Here is an 18,537-nt window from a genome sequence, read left to right on the forward strand (position 1 = left end):
ATGGCATTCATCACCTCCCTGGTCCTCGCGGCTTTCGCTGCCTATGTCGGTTCGTGGTACTTCGGGGCGATCGAAGGCAACTTCGCATTGCTGCTGTTCCTGGCCACGGTGATCACCGGCCTCTACTGGGTGGCCGAGCGCTTCTATTTCCTGCCGAAGCGGCTGCACGCGGCCGCCAAGCTGGACGCGTCCCTGGCCGAGCGCAACGCGCGCCTGGCCGAGCAGGGCATCAAGCAGGTCGACACCGCCGACGCGAAGGCCAGCGAGCGGCTGCTGATGCAGCCCTGGTGGCTCGACTGGACCGCCGGCCTGTTCCCCGTGATCCTGGTGGTGTTCCTGCTGCGTTCGTTCCTGTACGAGCCCTTCAAGATCCCGTCGGGTTCGATGATGCCCACGCTGCTGACCGGCGACCTGATCCTGGTCAACAAGTTCACCTACGGCCTGCGCCTGCCGGTCATCAACACCAAGATCACCGGCGGCACGCCGCTGGCGCACGGCGACGTGGTGGTGTTCCGCTACCCGCCCAAGCCGAGCATGGACTACATCAAGCGCGTGGTCGGCCTTCCGGGCGACGAGGTGGCCTACCTGAACAAGAAGCTCACCATCAACGGCAAGCCGGTGTCCAAGCAGGCCGAAGCCGACTACCTCGACAGTGAATCGATGCGCCTGCTCAAGCAGTACGACGAGAAGCTGGGCGAGAAGCAGCACAAGATATTGAACGACGACGCCGCACCGTCGTTCGTGCCCGGCGCCAGCGACTTCCCGGGCCGCGAGAACTGCCGCTATTCGGTGGAGGGCGTGGTCTGCAAGGTGCCCGCCGGAAGCTACTTCATGATGGGCGACAACCGCGATAATTCGGCCGACTCGCGTTTCTGGGGCTTCGTGCCCGACAACAACATCGTGGGCCGGGCGTTCTTTGTCTGGATGAACTTCGGCGATCTGGGTCGCATCGGTCCGTTTCAATAAGCAATCATCAGCATTGTTCGAGGGGTAAGAGGGCATGAGAACACATCGGTCGGTTCGCAGCAGTGCTGCGCAACAGCGCGGCATTTCGTTCATCGGGTTGGTGTTCGTCGCGGTGGTGCTGGCGTGCACGGGCATCGTCGTCGCGCAGGTCATTCCGACCCTGATCGAATGGCAGGCGATCGACAAGGCCGCCAACAAGGCCAAGGAAGGCACGACCGTGCCCGAAGTGCGCGCCATCTTCGACCGGGCCCAGGCCATCGACGACTTCAAGTCGGTCAGCGGCAAGGACCTCGATATCAAGAAGGTGGGCGACAAGGTGGTTGTCTCGTATGCGTACGAGCGAGAGATTCCCCTGTTCGGCCCGGCCTACCTGACCCTCAAGTACAAGGGCGCGTCCCGCTGAACGCGGCGCTCAAAAAGGTGGACGGCAGCCTCGTCGCGCTGCAGGCGCGTCTCCAGCACACCTTCTCCGACCCGCGGCTGCTCCAGCTCGCGCTCACGCACCGCAGTTTTTCGTCCGACCACAACGAGCGCCTCGAGTTTCTCGGCGACTCGGTGCTGAACCTGGCGGTGTCCCACCTGCTCTATATCCGGCTCTCGGCGCTGCCCGAGGGCGACCTGTCGCGCGTGCGCGCCAACCTCGTCAAGCAGGACACCCTGCACCGCCTGGCGGTCGGGTTGGCGCTGTCGCCGCTCTTGAAGCTTGGGGAGGGCGAGGCGCGCTCCGGCGGGCCGAGCCGACCGTCGATCCTGGCCGATGCGCTCGAAGCGCTGATCGGTGCGGTCTACCTCGACGCCGGCTTCACGGCCGCCGAAGCGCTGGTGCGCCGACTCTACGAGGCGGTCGAGATCAACCCGCGCATGGACGCCGCGGCCAAGGATCCGAAGACCGAATTGCAGGAATGGCTGCAGGGTCACAAAATGAAGCTGCCGGCGTACCGCGTGGCCGCCACACTGGGCGCTGCCCATAAGCAGACTTTCGATGTCGAGTGCGAAGTGCCCGAGTTGGGCCTTCGCGAACGCGGCATCGGCGGCTCGCGCCGCGCTGGCGAGCAGGCGGCAGCCGCCGCCATGTTGATCCGCATCAAGGCACGCGGCGCCGCGTGAAATCAGAATGAACGATGCTATTAATCCCGTAGCGGGACCCGAAGACACCGCAGGCGATACAGCCGCAAGCGGCCCTCAACATTGCGGCCTCATCGCCATCGTCGGCAAGCCCAACGTGGGCAAGTCGACGCTGCTCAACGCACTGGTCGGCCAGAAGATCAGCATCACCTCGCGCAAGGCGCAGACCACGCGGCACCGCATCACGGGCATGCGCACGCGGGGCGCCACGCAGTTCGTGTTCGTCGACACGCCGGGCTTCCAGACCCTGCATGCCAACGCGCTGAACAAGTCGCTCAACAAGACCGTGCAGGGCGCGGTCGGCGATGTGGACCTGATTCTTTTCGTGGTCGAGGCGGGCAGCTTCACGCCGGCCGACGAACGCGTGCTCAAGCTGCTCGGCAAGGACATCCCGACGGTGCTGCTGGCCAACAAGCTGGACAACGTGCACCGCCGAGGCGACATCGCGCCGTGGCTGCAGACCATGCAGGCGAAGCACGCCTTCGCCGAGTTCGTGCCGATGTCCGCCAAGAATGCCAAGGACGTGGAGCGCGTCTTCGGCATCTGCGAGAAGTACCTGCCCGAGCAGCCCTGGTTCTACGCCGAGGACGAGCTCACCGACCGCAGCGAGAAATTCCTCGCCGGCGAGCTGGTGCGCGAGAAGCTCTTTCGCCTGACGGGCGACGAACTCCCCTACACCTCGACCGTCATCATCGACAAGTTCGAGGAAGAGCCGCCCCAGAAGAAGGGCCACAAGCGCCTGCTGCGCATTGCCGCCACCATCGTGGTGGAGCGCGACGGCCACAAGGCCATGGTGATCGGCGACAAGGGCGAGCGCATCAAGCGCATCGGCATGGAAACCCGCGTCGAGCTGGAGAAACTGGCCGACGCCAAGGTGTTCCTCGAACTGTGGGTGAAGGTGCGCTCCGGCTGGGCGGACGACGAAGCCCGCGTGCGCTCCTTCGGCTACGAATGAAGTGGCCGCCGCCCACCGCGTTTCGCACGAACCGGCGTATGTGCTGCATCGCTACGACTGGAGCGAGTCGAGCCTGATCCTGGAGGTCTTCACCCGACACCACGGGCGCATCGCGCTGGTGGCCAAGGGGGCGAAGCGGCCGAGTTCCAACTTCCGTCCGGTGCTGCTGCCGCTGCAGCCCTTACAGCTCAACTACGGCGGCGACGCCGAGATCCGCACGCTCAAGGGCGCCGAATGGATGGGCGGGCACGTCATGCCGACCGGCGAGGCGCTGCTGTCGGGCTACTACGTCAACGAGCTGCTGCTGCGCCTGCTGGCGCGCGACGATGCGCACGAGGCGCTGTTCGACGCCTATGCGGGCGTCGTGCAGGTGCTGGCGGGCGACCATGCCGGCGCCCAGGCCGCCACACAGGCGGCCGCGCTGCGGGCGTTCGAGCTGCTGCTGCTGCGCGGCGTGGGCCTGCTGCCGTCGCTCGACGTGCAGACCCTGACGCTGGAGCCCCTCCACGCCGCCACGCGCTACAGCCTCGTGCCCGAGGCCGGCTTGCGCCAGGCGGTCGACGGCGAACCCGCGCTGGCCGGCGCCGACTGGCAGGCGCTGCAGGACGTGCTCGACGACCGCACCCCCTTCACCGCCACGCTGCGTGAAATTGCCGTCATGAACGCCGGCAGCAACAGCGCCCTGCGCAACCAGCTGCGTGCCTTGCTCAACTACCATTGCGGCGTGACCACGCTGCGCACGCGGCAAATGATGAGAGATCTGCAAGCACTATGAGCACTCCAGGCCACGCCGACCATGTCGGCATCACCTCGCTGTCCGTCAACCTCAACAAGGTCGCCCTGGTGCGCAACACGCGCCACCTGGGCATTCCGAGCGTGGTGAGGGCCGCCCAGGCCTGCCTGGCCGCTGGCGCGCAGGGCATCACCGTGCACCCTCGACCCGACGCGCGCCACATTCGCGCGCACGACGTGAGCGACCTCTCGGCCTTGCTCGCCACCGACTGGCCGGCGGTCGAGTTCAACATCGAGGGCAACCCCTTCCAGAACCTGATGGACTTCGTGCGCGCGCTGAAGCCGCACCAAGCCACCTTCGTGCCCGACAGCGAAACCCAGTCGACCAGCGACCACGGCTGGACCTTCCCCGACGACGCCGAGCGCCTGCGCCCGCTGATCGCGGAAGCCAGGGCGCTGGGCGTGCGCGTCAGCCTGTTCATGGACCCGATCCCCGAGATGATGGCCGCGGCCAAGGCCGTGGGCGCTGACCGCGTCGAGCTCTACACCGAAGGCTACGCCGCATCGCGCGGCACGCCGGACGCGCAGGCCGTGCTGGCGCGCTACGCCGACACCGCACGTGCGGCGCTGGCCGCGGGCCTGGGCGTGAACGCGGGCCACGACCTGAGCCGGGACAACCTCAAGGCCTTCCTGCGCGCCGTGCCGGGCGTGCAGGAGGTCTCGATCGGCCACGCCTTCGTGGCCGATGCGCTCGAGCTGGGCTACACGGGCGCCACGCGCGACTACCTGCGTTGCATCCGCGAGGCGCAGTGAAAGCCGGCGCCGCATGATCTACGGCATTGGCACCGACATCTGCGACCTGCGTCGTATCGCCGCGACCTTCGAGCGCCAGGGCGAACGCTTTGCCCGCAAGGTCCTGAGCGACGCCGAATTCGCCGTCTGGCAGGCCCGCAGCGCACGCTGGCCCCAACGCGGCCTGAGCTACCTCGCCACCCGCTTTTCCGCCAAGGAAGCCTTCAGCAAGGCCATCGGCATGGGCATGCGCATGCCGATGAGCTGGCGCCTGTGCGAGATCGCCAACCTGCGCAGCGGCAAGCCCATCATCGTGCTGCATGGCGAGCTGAAGGCGTGGTTCGAGGCGCAAGGCCTCACCGCGCATGTGACCGTGACCGACGAAACCGAATACGCCGCGAGCTTCGTGGTGGTGGAGAAGCTATGACCCCCGGGCCCGATCGCCCCCACGCCCTGCATTCGCCGCTCATCATCGACGTGGCAGGCACGGAACTCGACGCTGCCGACCGCCGGCGCCTTGCGAACCCGCGGGTCGGCGGCGTGGTCCATTTCGCCCGCAACTGGCAGGACCGCGCGCAGATGACCGCGCTCAACGCCGAGATCAAGGCGATCCGGCCCGACCTGCTGATCTGCGTCGACCACGAGGGCGGCCGCGTGCAGCGCTTTCGCACCGACGGCTTCACGCATTTGCCGTCGATGCGCGCCCTGGGCGAACTCTGGATGCGCGACGCCATGCGTGCCACCCAGGCCGCAACGGCCGCCGGGCAGGTGCTGGCCGGCGAGCTGCGCGCCTGCGGCGTCGACTTCAGCTTTGCGCCGGTGCTCGACCTCGACCATGGCGGCAGCAGCGTCATCGGCAACCGCAGCTTTCACCGAGACCCGCGCGTGGTGGCGCTGCTGGCCAAGAGCGTCATGCACGGCATGCTGCAAAGGGGCATGCGCAATTGCGGCAAGCACTTTCCGGGGCACGGCTTCGTCACCGCCGACTCGCATGTGGAGATCCCGGTCGACAAGCGCGCGCTCAAGGACATCCTGAGTGACGACGCACGGCCTTACGACTGGCTCGCCGGCACGCTCACCGCGGTGATGCCGGCCCATGTGATCTATCCGAAGGTCGACAAGCGGCCCGCGGGGTTTTCACCGAAGTGGCTCCAGGCGATCCTGCGCCAGCGCCTTGCCTTCGACGGCGCGGTGTTCAGCGACGACCTGAGCATGGAGGCAGGCCGCTACATCGACGGTGAATTGCTCAGCTACACCGATGCGGCGCTGGCCGCGCTCGAGGCCGGCTGCGACCTGGCCATGCTGTGCAACCAAAGCATCGGGGAGGGGCTTGCACTCGACGAGTTCCTCGACGGTTTCGATGCGGCGGCGCACGCCGGACGGTGGGTGCCGGACGCGATCGGCGAGGCGCGTCGCCAGGCGCTGCTGCCGCGGGATGTTGCAGCCGATTGGTCTTCGCTTGTCGCTTCGCGCGCCTACCGCGATGCCAGGCGAACGATGGACATCTGAGGCGGCCCTCGCGGCCCGGCTATTGCCGGGAAGGGGGGGCAGGTGGCTCGATGCCTGAGCTTGCTGCGGTCCAGAGCCGCTCGCCGCCCGTGTCCAGGTGCGTCAGGTACAGCCGCAGATCGAACTCCAGCTGCGAGTAGTCCGGCTCCATGTGCGAACACAGCGAGTAGAACGCCTTGTCGTGGTCGCGCTCCTTCATGTGCGCCAGCTCGTGCACCACGATCATCCGCAGCCATGCCAGCGGCACGCCCTTGAACAGGCTGGCCACGCGAATCTCCCGCTTGGCCTTGAGCTTGCCGCCCTGCACGCGCGACACCGTGGTGTGCGTGCCCAGCGCGTTGCGGATCACGTGCAGCTTGTTGTCGAACATCACCTTGGACAGCGGTTCGGCCTTGCGCATGAACTCGCTCTTGAGTTCGCTCACGTACTCGTACAGCGCGCGGTCTGTCTGGACGGTGTGCGAACCGTCGGGGTAGCGCCGGGTCAGCAGCGCAGCGAGCTTGTCTTCGGCCACCAGCTGGCGGACCTGGTCCAGCAACGGTGCCGGATAGCCCGCCAGGTACTTCATGCGCGGCGCTGCGTGCGGGCCGCGCAGGCCAGGCCCGTGGCCACGCCGCCGAACAGGTCGCCTTCGACCAGGTTCACGCCGACGAAGCTCTTGCGCAGCGCATGCTGGAACGGCCGTAGCGCGGACGAACCGCCGGTGAGGTAGATGGCGTCGAGGTCGCCGCTGCGCAAACCCGCGCGCTTGACGCAGGCGTGCGCGCACGCGATCACGTTTTCCAGCGGGGTGGCCAGCTGCTGCGCCATGTCGGCTGGGGAGAGCGACGCCACGAGGCCCGCTTCGGCGCAAGAGAGGTCGATGGACGTTTCCGCGTCGCTCACCGAGGCATCGATCTTGGCCGCTTCCACCGCGCTCGCGATGCGGTGGCCGTGCCGCTCCTCCAGCACGGCCATCAGCCGGTCGTGCAGCCGCGTGTCGCTGTAGCTCGTGCGCAGGTCCTTGGCCTGGCGCACTGCCTTGGCGGCGTAGAGCCAGTTGATCAGGTGCCAGGACGACAGCTCGAAGAACACCTTGCTCGGCACCTCGCGCCCCTGCGGGCCGTGGTGGCGAAAGCCGAAGTGCGGCATCACGCGCTCGAGATTCAGGCGCTGGTCGAAGTCGGTGCCGCCGATGTGCACGCCGCTGGTGGCCAGCACGTCGTCGCTGCGGTCGTCGCGCGCGGCGCGCTCGGGCCCGACGCGTACCACGGTGAAGTCGGAGGTGCCGCCGCCGATGTCGACGATGAGCACGATCGACTCCTTGACGATGCGCTGCTCGTAGTCGAAGGCCGCGGCAATCGGTTCGAGCTGGAAAGCGATTTCGCGAAAACCCGCCGCGCGCGCCGCGATGCGCAGGCTTTCTTCGGCCCGCTCGTCGCGTTTGGCGTCGTCGTCCACGAAGTGCACGGGCCGCCCGATCACCACGCGCTCGGGCAACTGGCCGAGCTCGCGGCCGGCGCGCACTGCCAGTTCGCGCAGGAAGCGCGCGATGATGTCCTCGAAGCTCACCAGGCCGTCATAGACGGCCGTTTTCTCCTGCATCAGCGCGCTGCCCAACAGGCTCTTGAGCGACCGCATCAGCCGGCCTTCGGTGCCCGACAGGTACTGGGCGACGGCATCACGGCCGAAATGCGTGGTGCGGTCTTCGGCGTTGAAGAAGATCGCGGTGGGCAGCGTGGTGGCCGACCCTTCGATGGGCAGCAAGCGGGCCACGCCGTCGACCCGGCAGGCCACGGCGGAATTGGAGGTGCCGAAGTCGATGCCGATCGTCGGCAGCGACGACGGTGACGGCATGCTCAAGATTCCCTGCGCAGCGCGGGGAACAGGATCACGTCGCGGATGCTCGGCGAATCGGTCAGCAGCATCATCAGCCGGTCGATGCCGATGCCGCAGCCGCCGGTGGGCGGCATGCCGTATTCGAGCGCGCGCACGAAGTCGTGGTCGTAGAACATGGCTTCGTCGTCGCCGCCGTCCTTGGCGGCCACCTGCGCGTTGAAGCGTGCGGCCTGGTCTTCGGCGTCGTTCAGTTCGCTGAAGCCATTGCCGAATTCGCGGCCCGTGATGTAAAGCTCGAAGCGCTCGGTGACTTCGGGGCGATCGTCGTTGGCGCGCGCCAGCGGTGAAATTTCGGTCGGGTGTTCCATGATGAAGGTCGGCTGCCAGAGCTTCTCTTCCACGGTTTCCTCGAAGTACATCACCTGCAGGCTGGCCAGGCTGCGCTGCGAGAGCTTGTCCTTTTCTTCGCTCAGGCCGATCTTGCGCAGGGCGGCGACGAGCCAGGCGCTGTCGTCGACACCCTCACCGGCGTCGGTGTGCTTCAGGATGGCCTCGCGGATCGTCAGGCGCTCGAAGGGCTGGGTCAGGTCGACCGGCTTGCCGCCGTAGGTGAGCTGCTGCGTGCCCACGGCCTTGTCGGCGATGGTGCGGATCAGCGTTTCGGTGAAGTCCATCAGGTCGCGGTAGTTCCAGTAGGCCGCGTAGAACTCCATCATCGTGAACTCGGGGTTGTGCCGCACCGAGATGCCCTCGTTGCGGTAGCTCCGGTTGATTTCGAACACGCGCTCGAAGCCGCCGACGATCAGGCGCTTCAGGTACAGCTCGGGCGCGATGCGCAGGAACATTTCCTGGTCGAGCGCGTTGTGGTGCGTCTTGAAGGGCTTGGCGTTCGCGCCGCCCGGAATGGGGTGCAGCATGGGCGTCTCGACTTCGAGGAAGTCGTTGGCCACCATGAACTCGCGCAGCGCGCTCACGGCCTTGCTGCGCGCGGTGAAGCGCACGCGGGCCGACTCATCGGTGATCAGGTCGACGTAGCGCTGGCGGTACTTCTGCTCCTGGTCGGCCATGCCGTAGAAGTCGCCGGGCAGGGGGCGCAGGCTCTTGGTGAGCAGGCGCAGCCTGGTGACCTTGACCGACAACTCGCCGGTCTTCGTCTTCATCAGCGTGCCTTCGGCGCCGAGGATGTCGCCGAGGTCCCAGCGCTTGAATTCGCCGTAGGCCTCTTCACCCAACGCGTCGCGCGTGACGTACAGCTGGATGCGGCCGGTGGCGTCCTGCAGGGTCGCGAAACTGGCCTTGCCCATCACGCGCTTGAGCATCATGCGGCCCGCCACGCTGACGGCCACGGCCTGCGCCTCGAGCGCTTCGGCCTCGGTGGCGCCATGCGCCTCGCCGAGCGCGGCGGCGCGGTGGCCCGGCTTGAAGTCGTTGGGAAACGCGACGCCCTTGCCCTCGGCCTGCGCGGTGCGCAGCAGCTTGAGCTTTTCGCGGCGTTCGGCGATGAGCTTGTTGTCGTCGACGGCGGGCACGGTGGCGGCCGGTGCCGCTGCGGGCGTGGGGGTGTGGGGGGTCAGGTGATCGGACATGGGGGGCGGGTGGCGCATGGCGCGCAACAGGGAGCGTGCGCGGGGCTGAGCATTTTAGCCCATCGAATTTGAATAAAAAGGGGGCCTAACGCCCGTCCATCCTGCGCCAAACGCTACAAAAAATGTAGCAAGCTATTCAGTGATGCCCGTGCGTGCGAGCAGATCGCTGACCAGCTCCAGCCGCATCAGCGGGCTGTCGAGCGTCATCAGGCGCTGGCGCAGTTCGGCCTGCATCGGCACCAGCTCGCACCAGCGGTTGGCCACCCAGCCGCAATCGTCGAGCCTGTAGGGCGCCTCGATGGGCAACCGCACCGAGTCGCCTTGTGCGTGGCGCCGCTCCTCCAGCGTGTCGATCAGGCGGCGCAGCGCCGTGGCGGTGTGCTTCAGGTCGCCGGGGATTTCGAGAGCGATGTCGTCGGGCACGGCCTCCACCTCGGCGACCCACAGGCCGTGCTTCTGCAGCTCGGTGGTGCGGATGCGAAAGCGCTGCGTGCCCACGCACTCGATCTGCAGCAGGCCGCTCTGCGGCGACTCGAACTCGCGAATCTCAGCCAGCGTGCCGACGGCGGCAAAGCTTTCGGCTTCAGCGCCGGCCTTGCGCACTTCGGCGCCGCTGGTGAGGGTGACCACGCCGAAGGGCACGTCGGCCTTGCGGCACTTGCCGATCATGTCGAGGTAGCGGACCTCGAAGATGCGCAACGGAAGAAGACCGCCCGGGAACAGGACCGTTCCGAGCGGGAACAATGGCAGTGAATGCAAAAGGGGTTGTGTCGTCATCGAAGAACCTTGCCTCGCTATCATCGCATTCCGTTCACGGCTGCGCCTCATGCTCTATCAGATTCCCTCGTTCCTCCTCGACGTGATCGTCGGCCTGCTCGGCGGCGCCTGCCTGCTGCGCCTCTACATGCAGTACCACCGGGTGCCTTTCGGCAACCCGCTGGGGCGCTTCATCTTCGCCATCAGCGACTGGATCGTGCTGCCACTGCGGCGCATCGTGCCGTCGGTCAAGCGCTGGGACCTGGCCAGCCTGATCGCGGCCTGGCTGCTGGTGATGGTGAAGTTCCTGCTGCTGTGGCTGCTGATCGGCAACCTGGGCCACATCGCCACGCTGCCGCTGGTGTCGCTGGTGGGGCTGATGCAACTGGCGGTGTCCGGCCTGACCGCGCTGCTGGTGGTCTATGCGGTGCTCTCCTGGATTCCGAACGCCTCGCCGATGCTGCTCGACCTGATCTCTCGGCTGGCCGAGCCGCTGGTGCGGCCGTTTCGCCGCTTCATTCCGCTGATCGGCGGGGTCGACCTGGCGCCGCTGGCGGCCATCGTCGTGCTGCAGATCGTTGCCATCGTGCTGAGCAATCTGCTGGTGCTCGCCTACCAACTGACGTTCTGAGCCTGAACACGCACAAGCAAAAGGGCCCGGGTGCAATGCACCCGGGCCCTTTTCTTTTGCCGTGTTCGCTCTCGCTCAGCTGACCGCGTCGGCCGGCTGGCGCTGCAGCATGGCCAGCGTGCTGGCGATGGTCTTGCGCAGCGCGCGGCGGTCGCTGATGAAGTCGATGGCGCCCTTGGTCTGCAGGAACTCGGCGCGCTGGAAGCCTTCGGGCAGCGTCACGCGCACGGTCGACTCGATCACGCGCGGGCCGGCAAAGCCGATCAGCGCCTTGGGCTCGGCGATCACCACGTCGCCCACGAACGCGAAGCCGGCCGACACGCCACCCATGGTCGGGTCGGTCAGCACGCTGATGTAGGGCAGGCCCTTCTTCGCCAGGCGCGTGAGCGACGCATTGGTCTTGGCCATCTGCATCAGCGAGAGCAGGCCTTCCTGCATGCGCGCGCCGCCGGTGGCGGTGAAGCAGATGAAGGGCACCTTCTGTTCGATGGCGGTCTCGACGCCGCGCACGAAGCGCTCGCCGACCACGCTGCCCATGCTGCCGCCCATGAATTCGAATTCGAAACAGGCCACGACCACGTTGATGCTGTGCACCGAGCCGCCCAGCACGACCAGCGCGTCGGTCTCGCCGGTGTTCTCCAGGGCTTCCTTCAGGCGCTCGGGGTACTTGCGGCTGTCCTTGAACTTCAGCGCGTCGACGGGCAACACTTCCTGGCCGAGTTCGTAGCGGCCTTCGGGGTCGAGAAATGCGTCGAGCCGTGCGCGCGCGCCGATGCGGTGGTGGTGGCTGCAGCTGGGGCAGACGTTCTGGTTGTGCTCGAGGTCGGTCTTGTACAGAACGGTCTCGCAGGCGGGGCATTTGATCCACAGACCCTCGGGCACCTGGCGGCGCTCGGACGGGTCGGTTTGTGCGATCTTGGCGGGTAGCAGTTTTTCAAGCCAGCTCATGGGACTCCGAATTTCTCAGGAAGGATGCCTTCCTGACACTTAGCTCCCCTCTCCCGCATGAGGAAGAGGGGTTGGGGGCGAGGCAACGGCGATTATCGGCCAGCCGTGTTTTTAGGGGTAGCCGCGGGCAACGCGTCGAGTGCCTCGCGGATGCCCGCCAGGAATTCGCGCACCGCCGGCACCACGCGTTCGCGCGGCTGGTCTTCGATGAGTTGAATGATCTTGGTGCCGATCACGACGGCATCGGCGGCCGAACCGACCGCCTGCGCCGTGCGCGCGTCGCGGATGCCGAAGCCCACGCCCACCGGAATGCTCACGTGCTGGCGGATGCGCGGAATCATGCGGCCCACCGCCTCGGTGTCGAGGTGGCCGGCGCCGGTCACGCCCTTGAGCGACACGTAGTACACGTAGCCGCTGGCGATGCGCGCCACCTGGGCCATGCGCTCGTCGGTGCTGGTCGGGGCGAGCAGGAAGATCAGGTCGATGCCGGCTTCCTTCAGCTCGGCGGCGAAGGCTTCGCATTCCTCGGGCGGGTAGTCGACCACCAGCAGCCCGTCGACACCGGCCGCGGCCGCGTCGCGGATGAAGGCCTTCTTGCCGTGCACGAGGTCGTAGCGCTCGACCGGGTTGGCGTAGCCCATCAGCACCACGGGCGTGCTCGTGTCCTTCTGGCGGAAGGTGGCCACCATGGCCAGCACCTGCGTCATGCCCACACCCAGTGCCAGCGCGGCCTCGCCGGCCTTCTGGATCACCGGGCCGTCGGCCATGGGGTCGGAGAAGGGCACGCCGAGTTCGATCACGTCGGCGCCGGCTTCGACCATGCCGTGCATCAGCTCGGGCGTGATGTCGGCGAAGGGGAAACCTGCGGTGACGTACGGAATGAGGGCGCGGCGACCGTCTTTTTTCAGCGCGTCGAAGGTAGCGGCAATGCGGCTCATCACTTGCCTCCCTTCACGCTCAGGCCGCGCATCGAGGGGCGGTCGTAGAAATCGACGCCCGACAGGTCGGCCACGGTGCCGATGTCCTTGTCGCCGCGGCCGGAGAGGTTCACCAATATCGATTGGTCAGGGCGCATGGTCTTGGCGAGCTTCATGGCGTAGGCCACGGCGTGGCTGGATTCGAGCGCGGGGATGATGCCCTCGGTCCGGCACAGGTAGTGGAAGGCCTCGAGCGCCTCCACGTCGGTGATTCCGACGTACTCCGCGCGGCCGATGTCGGCCAGGTACGCATGCTCGGGGCCCACGCCCGGGTAGTCGAGGCCGGCGCTGATGCTGTGGGTCTCGGTGATCTGGCCGTCCTGGTTCTGCAGCAGGTAGGTGCGGTTGCCGTGCAGCACGCCGGGGCTGCCGCGCAGGATCGAGGCCGAGTGCTTGCCGCTGTCCAGCCCTTCGCCCGCCGCCTCGACGCCGATCAGGCGCGTGCCCGCGAACGGAATGTAGGGGTGGAAGATGCCCATCGCGTTGCTGCCGCCGCCCACGCAGGCGACCACCACGTCGGGCTGCTTGCCCTCGGCTTCGCCGGTGATGCCGTCGGCCGCGAGCATGGCGGGCATCTGCGCGATGCATTCGGTGCCGATCACGCTCTGGAAGTCGCGCACCATCGTCGGGTAGGGGTGCGGGCCGGCGACGGTGCCGATGATGTAGAAGGTGTCTTCCACATTGGTGACCCAGTCGCGCATGGCTTCGTTGAGCGCGTCCTTCAGCGTCTTGCTGCCGGACTCGACCGGCACCACGGTCGCGCCGAGCAGGTTCATGCGGTAGACGTTGGGGCTCTGGCGCTTCACGTCCTGGCTGCCCATGTAGACCACGCATTCGAGGCCGTAGCGCGCGCAGATGGTGGCGGTCGCCACGCCATGCTGCCCGGCGCCGGTCTCGGCGATCACGCGGGGCTTGCCCATGCGGCGTGCGAGCATCGCCTGGCCGATCACGTTGTTGATCTTGTGCGCGCCGGTGTGGTTCAGGTCTTCGCGCTTCAGGTAGATCTGCGCGCCGCCCATCTCGCGGCTGGTGCGCGCGGCGTGGTAGACCGGCGAGGGGCGTCCGACGAAGTGCTTCAGCTCGTAGTGGAACTCGGCCAGAAAGGCCGGGTCGTCCTTGAACTTCGCGTACGCGTCGCGCAGTTCGTTGATGGCGTGGGTGAGCGTTTCGCTCGCAAAGGTGCCGCCGTAGTTGCCGAAGTGGCCGGTGGCATCGGGTTGCTGGTAGTTACTTTGCATGGTTCTCGATCGGTGGGCCGCAGCCCGACAAACGATCGGGATGCGGCGGCTAACTGGAGAAGGACGCGTCGGCGGCTCTGACTGCGGCGACGAATTGCCGGATCTTTCCGGCGTCCTTGAGGCCCTTGTTTCCCGGGCCGTCGATTTCGACGCCCGAGCTCACATCAACGGACAGCGACTTGCAGCGTGTCCGCAGTATGCGAATGCCATCGCTCACGTTTGCAGGTGTGAGCCCACCACTCAAGACGAGGTGAGCGTCGACGGCGGGTGGAAGAAGTGACCAATCGAAAGCCTTGCCGCCACCGCCATAACCTTCGACATGGGCGTCGAGCAGGATGGCCTGGGCGTGGGAGTAATCGGACGCGTATTTTACGAGGTCGAAGCCGGCCCCGGCAGCCCCCAGGGGAATGCGCGCGGCACGCATGTAACGAAAGCGCCCGGGCCCGCTGGCTTCTTCGCACTGTGCGGGCGATTCTTCGCCATGAAATTGAGCGATCGCGCCCGTCACATGTGCGAGTGCCGCTATGGTTGTGGGAGCGTCCTCGTTCACGAAGAGCAGCACGGGCGTGACGAAGGGCGGCAGGCGCGAGGCCAGTTCGGCGGCCCGCTCGGCCGTCACGGCGCGGGGGCTTTTCGGGTACAGGACAAAGCCGATGGCGTCGGCGCCGGCATCGACCGCGGCATCGACGTCGGCCTCACGCGTCAGGCCACAGATCTTGATGCGGGTGCGGGGAGGGGTGGGCGCGGTCATGGCGGGCCATCATACGGAGCCCCGCCGGCCTGCAGCGTGGCCTCGGCTGGCAGGCCCCACTTGGCGTCGTACAACGGGCCCACGAAGTACAGGCCGTCCGCGGAGAACGTGGGTGCCGCCACCTTGCGGCTGCGCGCCGCGAGCACCTCGGATATCCATTCGACGCGCTCGTCGCCCCGGCCGATGCGCACCAGGCAGCCCATCAGGTTGCGGATCATGTGATGCAGGAAGGCGTCGGCCTCGAACTCGAAATGCCAGCGGCAGCGTTCGCCGTCGCCGACGCGCGTGATCGCTATGCGCCGCAGGTCCTTGACCGGCGAGCGCGCCTGGCAGGCCGATGCGCGGAACGAGCTGAAGTCGTGCCGGCCGACGAGCAGCGCGGCGGCCGCGCGCATGGCATCGCCGTCGAGCGCGTGCATCGACCAGCCGACCCTGCCCGTATCGAGGCTGGGCCGCACGGGCGATTGCGAGAGCACGTAGAGGTAGCGGCGCGCCAGGGCGCTGGCGCGGCAATGGAATTCGTCGGGCACCGGCTGGGCCCACTGCACCGCGATGTCGTCGGGCAGAAAGCGGTTGGTGCCGCGCATCCAGGAGAAAGGGTCGCGCTCGATGGTGGTGTCGAAGTGAACCACCTGCATGAGCCCATGCACACCGGCATCGGTGCGGCCTGCGCACAGCGTGCCGATGGTGCCCGGAGGCTGCGCGGTGAACTTCGTGAGGGCCGCTTCGAGCTTGTCCTGCACTGTGCGGCCCGAGCGCTGGCTCTGCCAGCCCTCGTACGCCTGCCCGTTGTAGCGGATGCCGAGCGCCAGCCTCACGAATTCAGGAACAGGGACCGCAACAACCGCTCAGCGCAACTCGGCGAGCAGTTGACGCGCCTGCGTCTTCAGGTCGCCGGCGCTTTCGGCTTCGACTTCCTCGACCAGCGAACGGGCGCCTTCGACGTCGCCGATGGCCTGCAGTTCGCGTGCAAGCGAGAGCTTGACGGCATGCGGGCTGTCGTCGCCGTCGTCGTCATCGTGCGAGACCGGCGAAGGTCGCGTCGTTTCGACCGGGCGGGCAGCGGGCAGGCCGGCCAGCGCGCTCATGTCGAACTCGATGAAGCCCGAGTCGGCCGGCAGTGCATTGCGCAGCATGGCGGGGCGGGTGTTGTCCACGTCGCTCAGCGAACCGGGCAGGGTGTTGGCAGTGAGTGCGCCGGGGGCGGTGTCGAAATCGTTCTCGAGATCGACAGGCGTGTCGAGGTGGCCGTTCGACAGCGGAGCAGCGGGGCGCGCCGTCGTCGGAGCGGGTGCGTAGGCCGACTTCGGCAGGCTGGCGCCGACCGGTGCGTGGCTCTGGGCCGGGGCGGGCGCAGGTGCGGGGGGCGGTGGCGCGATCAGGTCGAGGTCGAAGTCCAGCGGTGCAACAGACGGCACGAACGCGGGCGGTGCCGAAGCGGCCGGCGGCGTGGCGGGCGGTGCAGCAACCGGCTTGGCCGCTGCGGCCAGGGCGCCTGCGAAGGCGGCCGTTTCGGCGGCACTGGCGCCACCGCTGCGGGGTGCGCCCGATTCGTACAGCGGGTTGCCGGGATCGAGGTCCTTGCCCATGTCGACCACGCGGTTCCAGTCGGAACCGGTGCCGCCCGTCAGCTTGTGCACTTCCGTAGCCAGGCTTTCGTAAGCGCGCACGTCACGGCGCTTGGCATGGATTTCGAGCAGCTTCAGGTGAATGGCGGTGCGGTCCGGGTTCAGGCGCAGCGCTTCACGCAGGATTTCCTCGGCCTGCAGGTCGCGGCCGTAGGCCAGGTAGACGTCGGCTTCGGCCACGGGGTCTACATCGCCCGCATCGAGCTGGCTGGGCGAGTACGACAGCGACGAGACGGTGGAGTCGCCGCGATTCTTGGTGTCGACCGATTCGCCGCCGCTGGCGCCGAAGAACGAATCCTTGGGGATGCGGCTTTCGAGGAACACGCTTTCGCTCATTTCCTCGCGCCGGCGACCCAGCACACGGTACAGCAGGAAGCCGATCAGCAGCGCGATCAACGCGCCACCGGCGAGCATCAACGGGTTGTCGAGCAGTTCTTCGAGGAAGGTGGGTTCCGGCGGGGGCGGCGGCGCTGCGACGACTTTCTTGGCGGCCGGCGCAGGTGTCACGGGTGTGGCTGCTGCGGCGCTGGCTGCAGCCGTTGCAGGCACGGCAGCGGCGTCGGCGGCCGACGGCGTGGCGGCTGCCGCGACGGCAGCGGCCACAGGCGCAACGGCTGTCGCTTCAGGCGTGGGCGCGGCGGGTGCGGCCACAGGGGCTGCAGCGGGTGCCGGTGCAGCCGCAACTGGCGCGGGGCTGGCGGCTGCGGGCGCCGTCGTCGCGCTGGTGGATGGCGCTGGCACCGGAATGCCTGGGGCGGCCGGCGGGGTGGACGCCGCGGCAGGTGCCGACGAGCCCGTGCCTGCGCCTGTGGCGGTCTTGAGCTTGTTCAGGTCATCGATGTTCTTCGACAGTTCCGCCACGCGGTTGCTGCTGTCCTGCGCCTGGCGTGCCTGCGCAACCTTCTCGTCGGCGGCACGGGTGGTAGCGCTGCCTTGCGAGATGGTGAGCTTGTCGGGGGCACTGGCCGCAGCATTGCGGTCTTCGACATTGGCTTGCAGCTTGCCCGAGGCGTTGCGACTGGCAGCCGCCACGTTCGCGGTCGGTGCGTTCTCTGCCAGGCGCTGGCGGTATGACCCGAAGTCGCGGCTTTGCGCGGTGACCGTGCGGCGCGCTTCCGCGGGCGTCACGGCCGAGACTTCTGCTGCGCCGGGAAGGTCGAGCACGGCGCCTGCGCGCATGCGGTTGACGTTGCCACCGACGAACGCGTCGGGGTTGGCCAACAGGAGCGCCACCAGCATCTGGTCGAGCGACACGTCGGCTGGCTTGTGGGCGCCGGCGATCTTGCTCGCGGTGTCGCCGCGCTGCACGGTGACCTGCTCGCCACCACCGCCGCTGGCACGGGCCGGTGCGGCTGCGGTGACGGGTGAGGGAGTGGGCGCCGGGGCTGCGGCAGGCGCCGAGGGCGCCGTCGCGACCGGCGGTGCGGCGCGCTCGCGTCTGACGCGCGGCGCGGGGGTAGCGCGCTCGACGGGCGTGGCAATCTGGGGGGCGATGGGCGCGGCCGGCGTGCTCGTGGCCGCCTGGCGCGTGGCCGGTGGATCGAGCAGCACGGTGTAGTCGCGCACGATGCGGCCCGACGCGCCGTTGGCTTCCAGCAGCAGATCGATGAAGGGGTCGTTCAGCGGGCGGTTGCCGTTCAGGCGAACCACGTACTGGCCGCCGGCGCGACGCTGCAACGTCGCCTTGACGTCGCTGAGGGCCGCGTTGTACGGAACGCCAGCGCTCTTGAAGGCTTCGGCGGTCGCGATGTTGATCTTCAGACCCTCCGCCTCGTTGGCGGCCATTTCGGTCACGTCGATCTCCGCACGCAGCGGCTCTCCCAGCGCCGATTGCACCTTCAGCTGACCGAGCGTGAAGGCGCTGGCGTCGGCGCTGGCAAGGCCCAGCGCCACAGCTGCCGCGGCACCCAGGATGGAAAGGCGCCAGCCATTCGAAGGCAGGGGCAGGTGAACGGCCGATGGGCTGGCCGCGGGTAACAGATGTCTTGTCATGCTGATAGGGGGCGGCTCAGGCCCAGAATTTGTAAGAGGACGTTAGCATCATCATTGGACACTGACAAGGCACTGCGCCCGTTCTACCCAGTGCGCGCATACTTACGATCACATGCAGTGTTGCCATCTGGCA

At 67.6% G+C, this 18,537-nt stretch carries 19 protein-coding genes; 9 read left to right on the top strand and 10 right to left on the bottom strand.

The window, feature by feature from the left end:
* Genes lepB through nagZ form a run of 8 tightly spaced genes read left to right on the top strand, consistent with a single transcriptional unit; the run spans position 1 to position 6,079 of the window.
* The gene (lepB, locus tag ACSFA5_RS06240) at positions 1-966 is read left to right on the top strand and encodes a signal peptidase I (RefSeq protein ID WP_435443165.1); all 966 of its coding nucleotides are present in this window, start codon (positions 1-3) and stop codon (positions 964-966) included.
* Positions 967-1,000: 34 nt separating this feature from the next.
* Entirely contained in the window at positions 1,001-1,369 is a 369-nt protein-coding gene (locus ACSFA5_RS06245; RefSeq protein WP_435443166.1) for a DUF4845 domain-containing protein, read from the top strand.
* Positions 1,370-1,386: 17 nt separating this feature from the next.
* Positions 1,387-2,073, top strand: coding sequence for a ribonuclease III (gene rnc, locus ACSFA5_RS06250; RefSeq protein ID WP_435443167.1), 687 nt, complete (start codon positions 1,387-1,389; stop codon positions 2,071-2,073).
* Between the two features lie 7 nt (positions 2,074-2,080).
* Positions 2,081-3,046, top strand: a complete 966-nt coding sequence (gene era, locus ACSFA5_RS06255; protein ID WP_435443168.1) for a GTPase Era — start codon at positions 2,081-2,083, stop codon at positions 3,044-3,046.
* A gap of 1 nt (position 3,047) precedes the next feature.
* Entirely contained in the window at positions 3,048-3,821 is a 774-nt protein-coding gene (gene recO / locus ACSFA5_RS06260; protein WP_435443169.1) for a DNA repair protein RecO, read from the top strand.
* Positions 3,818-4,591: a pyridoxine 5'-phosphate synthase gene (locus ACSFA5_RS06265; RefSeq protein WP_435443170.1), complete on the top strand. Its 774-nt coding sequence runs from the start codon at positions 3,818-3,820 to the stop codon at positions 4,589-4,591. Before recO ends, ACSFA5_RS06265 begins: the two co-directional genes overlap by 4 nt.
* 13 nt (positions 4,592-4,604) lie before the next feature.
* Positions 4,605-4,997, top strand: coding sequence for a holo-ACP synthase (acpS, locus tag ACSFA5_RS06270; RefSeq protein ID WP_435443171.1), 393 nt, complete (start codon positions 4,605-4,607; stop codon positions 4,995-4,997).
* A complete protein-coding gene (nagZ, locus tag ACSFA5_RS06275; RefSeq protein ID WP_435443172.1) occupies positions 4,994-6,079 on the top strand; it encodes a beta-N-acetylhexosaminidase in 1,086 nt (361 codons plus the stop codon). Before acpS ends, nagZ begins: the two co-directional genes overlap by 4 nt.
* 19 nt (positions 6,080-6,098) lie before the next feature.
* On the opposite strand, the gene ACSFA5_RS06280 is transcribed toward nagZ, so the two are convergent.
* The 4 genes from ACSFA5_RS06280 to ACSFA5_RS06295 all read right to left on the bottom strand — a co-directional run bounded on the left by ACSFA5_RS06280 (position 6,099) and on the right by ACSFA5_RS06295 (position 10,260).
* Positions 6,099-6,647: a M48 metallopeptidase family protein gene (locus ACSFA5_RS06280; protein ID WP_435443173.1), complete on the bottom strand. Its 549-nt coding sequence runs from the start codon at positions 6,645-6,647 to the stop codon at positions 6,099-6,101.
* A complete protein-coding gene (locus ACSFA5_RS06285) occupies positions 6,644-7,915 on the bottom strand; it encodes an Hsp70 family protein (RefSeq protein ID WP_435443174.1) in 1,272 nt (423 codons plus the stop codon). The genes ACSFA5_RS06280 and ACSFA5_RS06285 overlap by 4 nt, the downstream gene beginning before the upstream one ends.
* A 2-nt stretch (positions 7,916-7,917) precedes the next feature.
* Entirely contained in the window at positions 7,918-9,483 is a 1,566-nt protein-coding gene (gene lysS, locus ACSFA5_RS06290; RefSeq protein ID WP_435443175.1) for a lysine--tRNA ligase, read from the bottom strand.
* A gap of 132 nt (positions 9,484-9,615) precedes the next feature.
* Positions 9,616-10,260 (bottom strand): LON peptidase substrate-binding domain-containing protein, encoded by a 645-nt coding sequence (locus tag ACSFA5_RS06295; RefSeq protein WP_435443176.1) that lies wholly within the window; start codon positions 10,258-10,260, stop codon positions 9,616-9,618.
* Positions 10,261-10,309: 49 nt separating this feature from the next.
* On the opposite strand from ACSFA5_RS06295, the gene ACSFA5_RS06300 reads away from it, so the two are divergent.
* Positions 10,310-10,870, top strand: a complete 561-nt coding sequence (locus ACSFA5_RS06300; RefSeq protein WP_435443177.1) for a YggT family protein — start codon at positions 10,310-10,312, stop codon at positions 10,868-10,870.
* Positions 10,871-10,945: 75 nt separating this feature from the next.
* Here ACSFA5_RS06300 and accD read toward each other — a convergent pair whose 3' ends face one another.
* The 6 genes from accD to ACSFA5_RS06330 all read right to left on the bottom strand — a co-directional run bounded on the left by accD (position 10,946) and on the right by ACSFA5_RS06330 (position 18,404).
* Positions 10,946-11,818 carry an acetyl-CoA carboxylase, carboxyltransferase subunit beta gene (gene accD, locus ACSFA5_RS06305; RefSeq protein ID WP_435443178.1) on the bottom strand — a complete coding sequence of 291 codons (873 nt, stop codon included), beginning with the start codon at positions 11,816-11,818 and terminating at the stop codon, positions 10,946-10,948.
* Positions 11,819-11,910: 92 nt separating this feature from the next.
* Entirely contained in the window at positions 11,911-12,756 is an 846-nt protein-coding gene (gene trpA / locus ACSFA5_RS06310) for a tryptophan synthase subunit alpha (RefSeq protein ID WP_435443179.1), read from the bottom strand.
* Complete coding sequence (gene trpB / locus ACSFA5_RS06315) at positions 12,756-14,033, bottom strand: tryptophan synthase subunit beta (RefSeq protein ID WP_435443180.1); 1,278 nt, start codon at positions 14,031-14,033, stop codon at positions 12,756-12,758. The genes trpA and trpB overlap by 1 nt, the downstream gene beginning before the upstream one ends.
* A gap of 49 nt (positions 14,034-14,082) precedes the next feature.
* A complete protein-coding gene (locus ACSFA5_RS06320; protein WP_435443181.1) occupies positions 14,083-14,784 on the bottom strand; it encodes a phosphoribosylanthranilate isomerase in 702 nt (233 codons plus the stop codon).
* The gene (gene truA / locus ACSFA5_RS06325) at positions 14,781-15,602 is read right to left on the bottom strand and encodes a tRNA pseudouridine(38-40) synthase TruA (RefSeq protein WP_435443182.1); all 822 of its coding nucleotides are present in this window, start codon (positions 15,600-15,602) and stop codon (positions 14,781-14,783) included. The genes ACSFA5_RS06320 and truA overlap by 4 nt, the downstream gene beginning before the upstream one ends.
* A gap of 30 nt (positions 15,603-15,632) precedes the next feature.
* Positions 15,633-18,404: a FimV/HubP family polar landmark protein gene (locus ACSFA5_RS06330; protein ID WP_435443183.1), complete on the bottom strand. Its 2,772-nt coding sequence runs from the start codon at positions 18,402-18,404 to the stop codon at positions 15,633-15,635.
* Positions 18,405-18,537: the final 133 nt, after the last annotated feature.

Source organism: Variovorax monticola (genome assembly GCF_051216855.1).
Lineage (GTDB): Bacteria > Pseudomonadota > Gammaproteobacteria > Burkholderiales > Burkholderiaceae_C > Variovorax.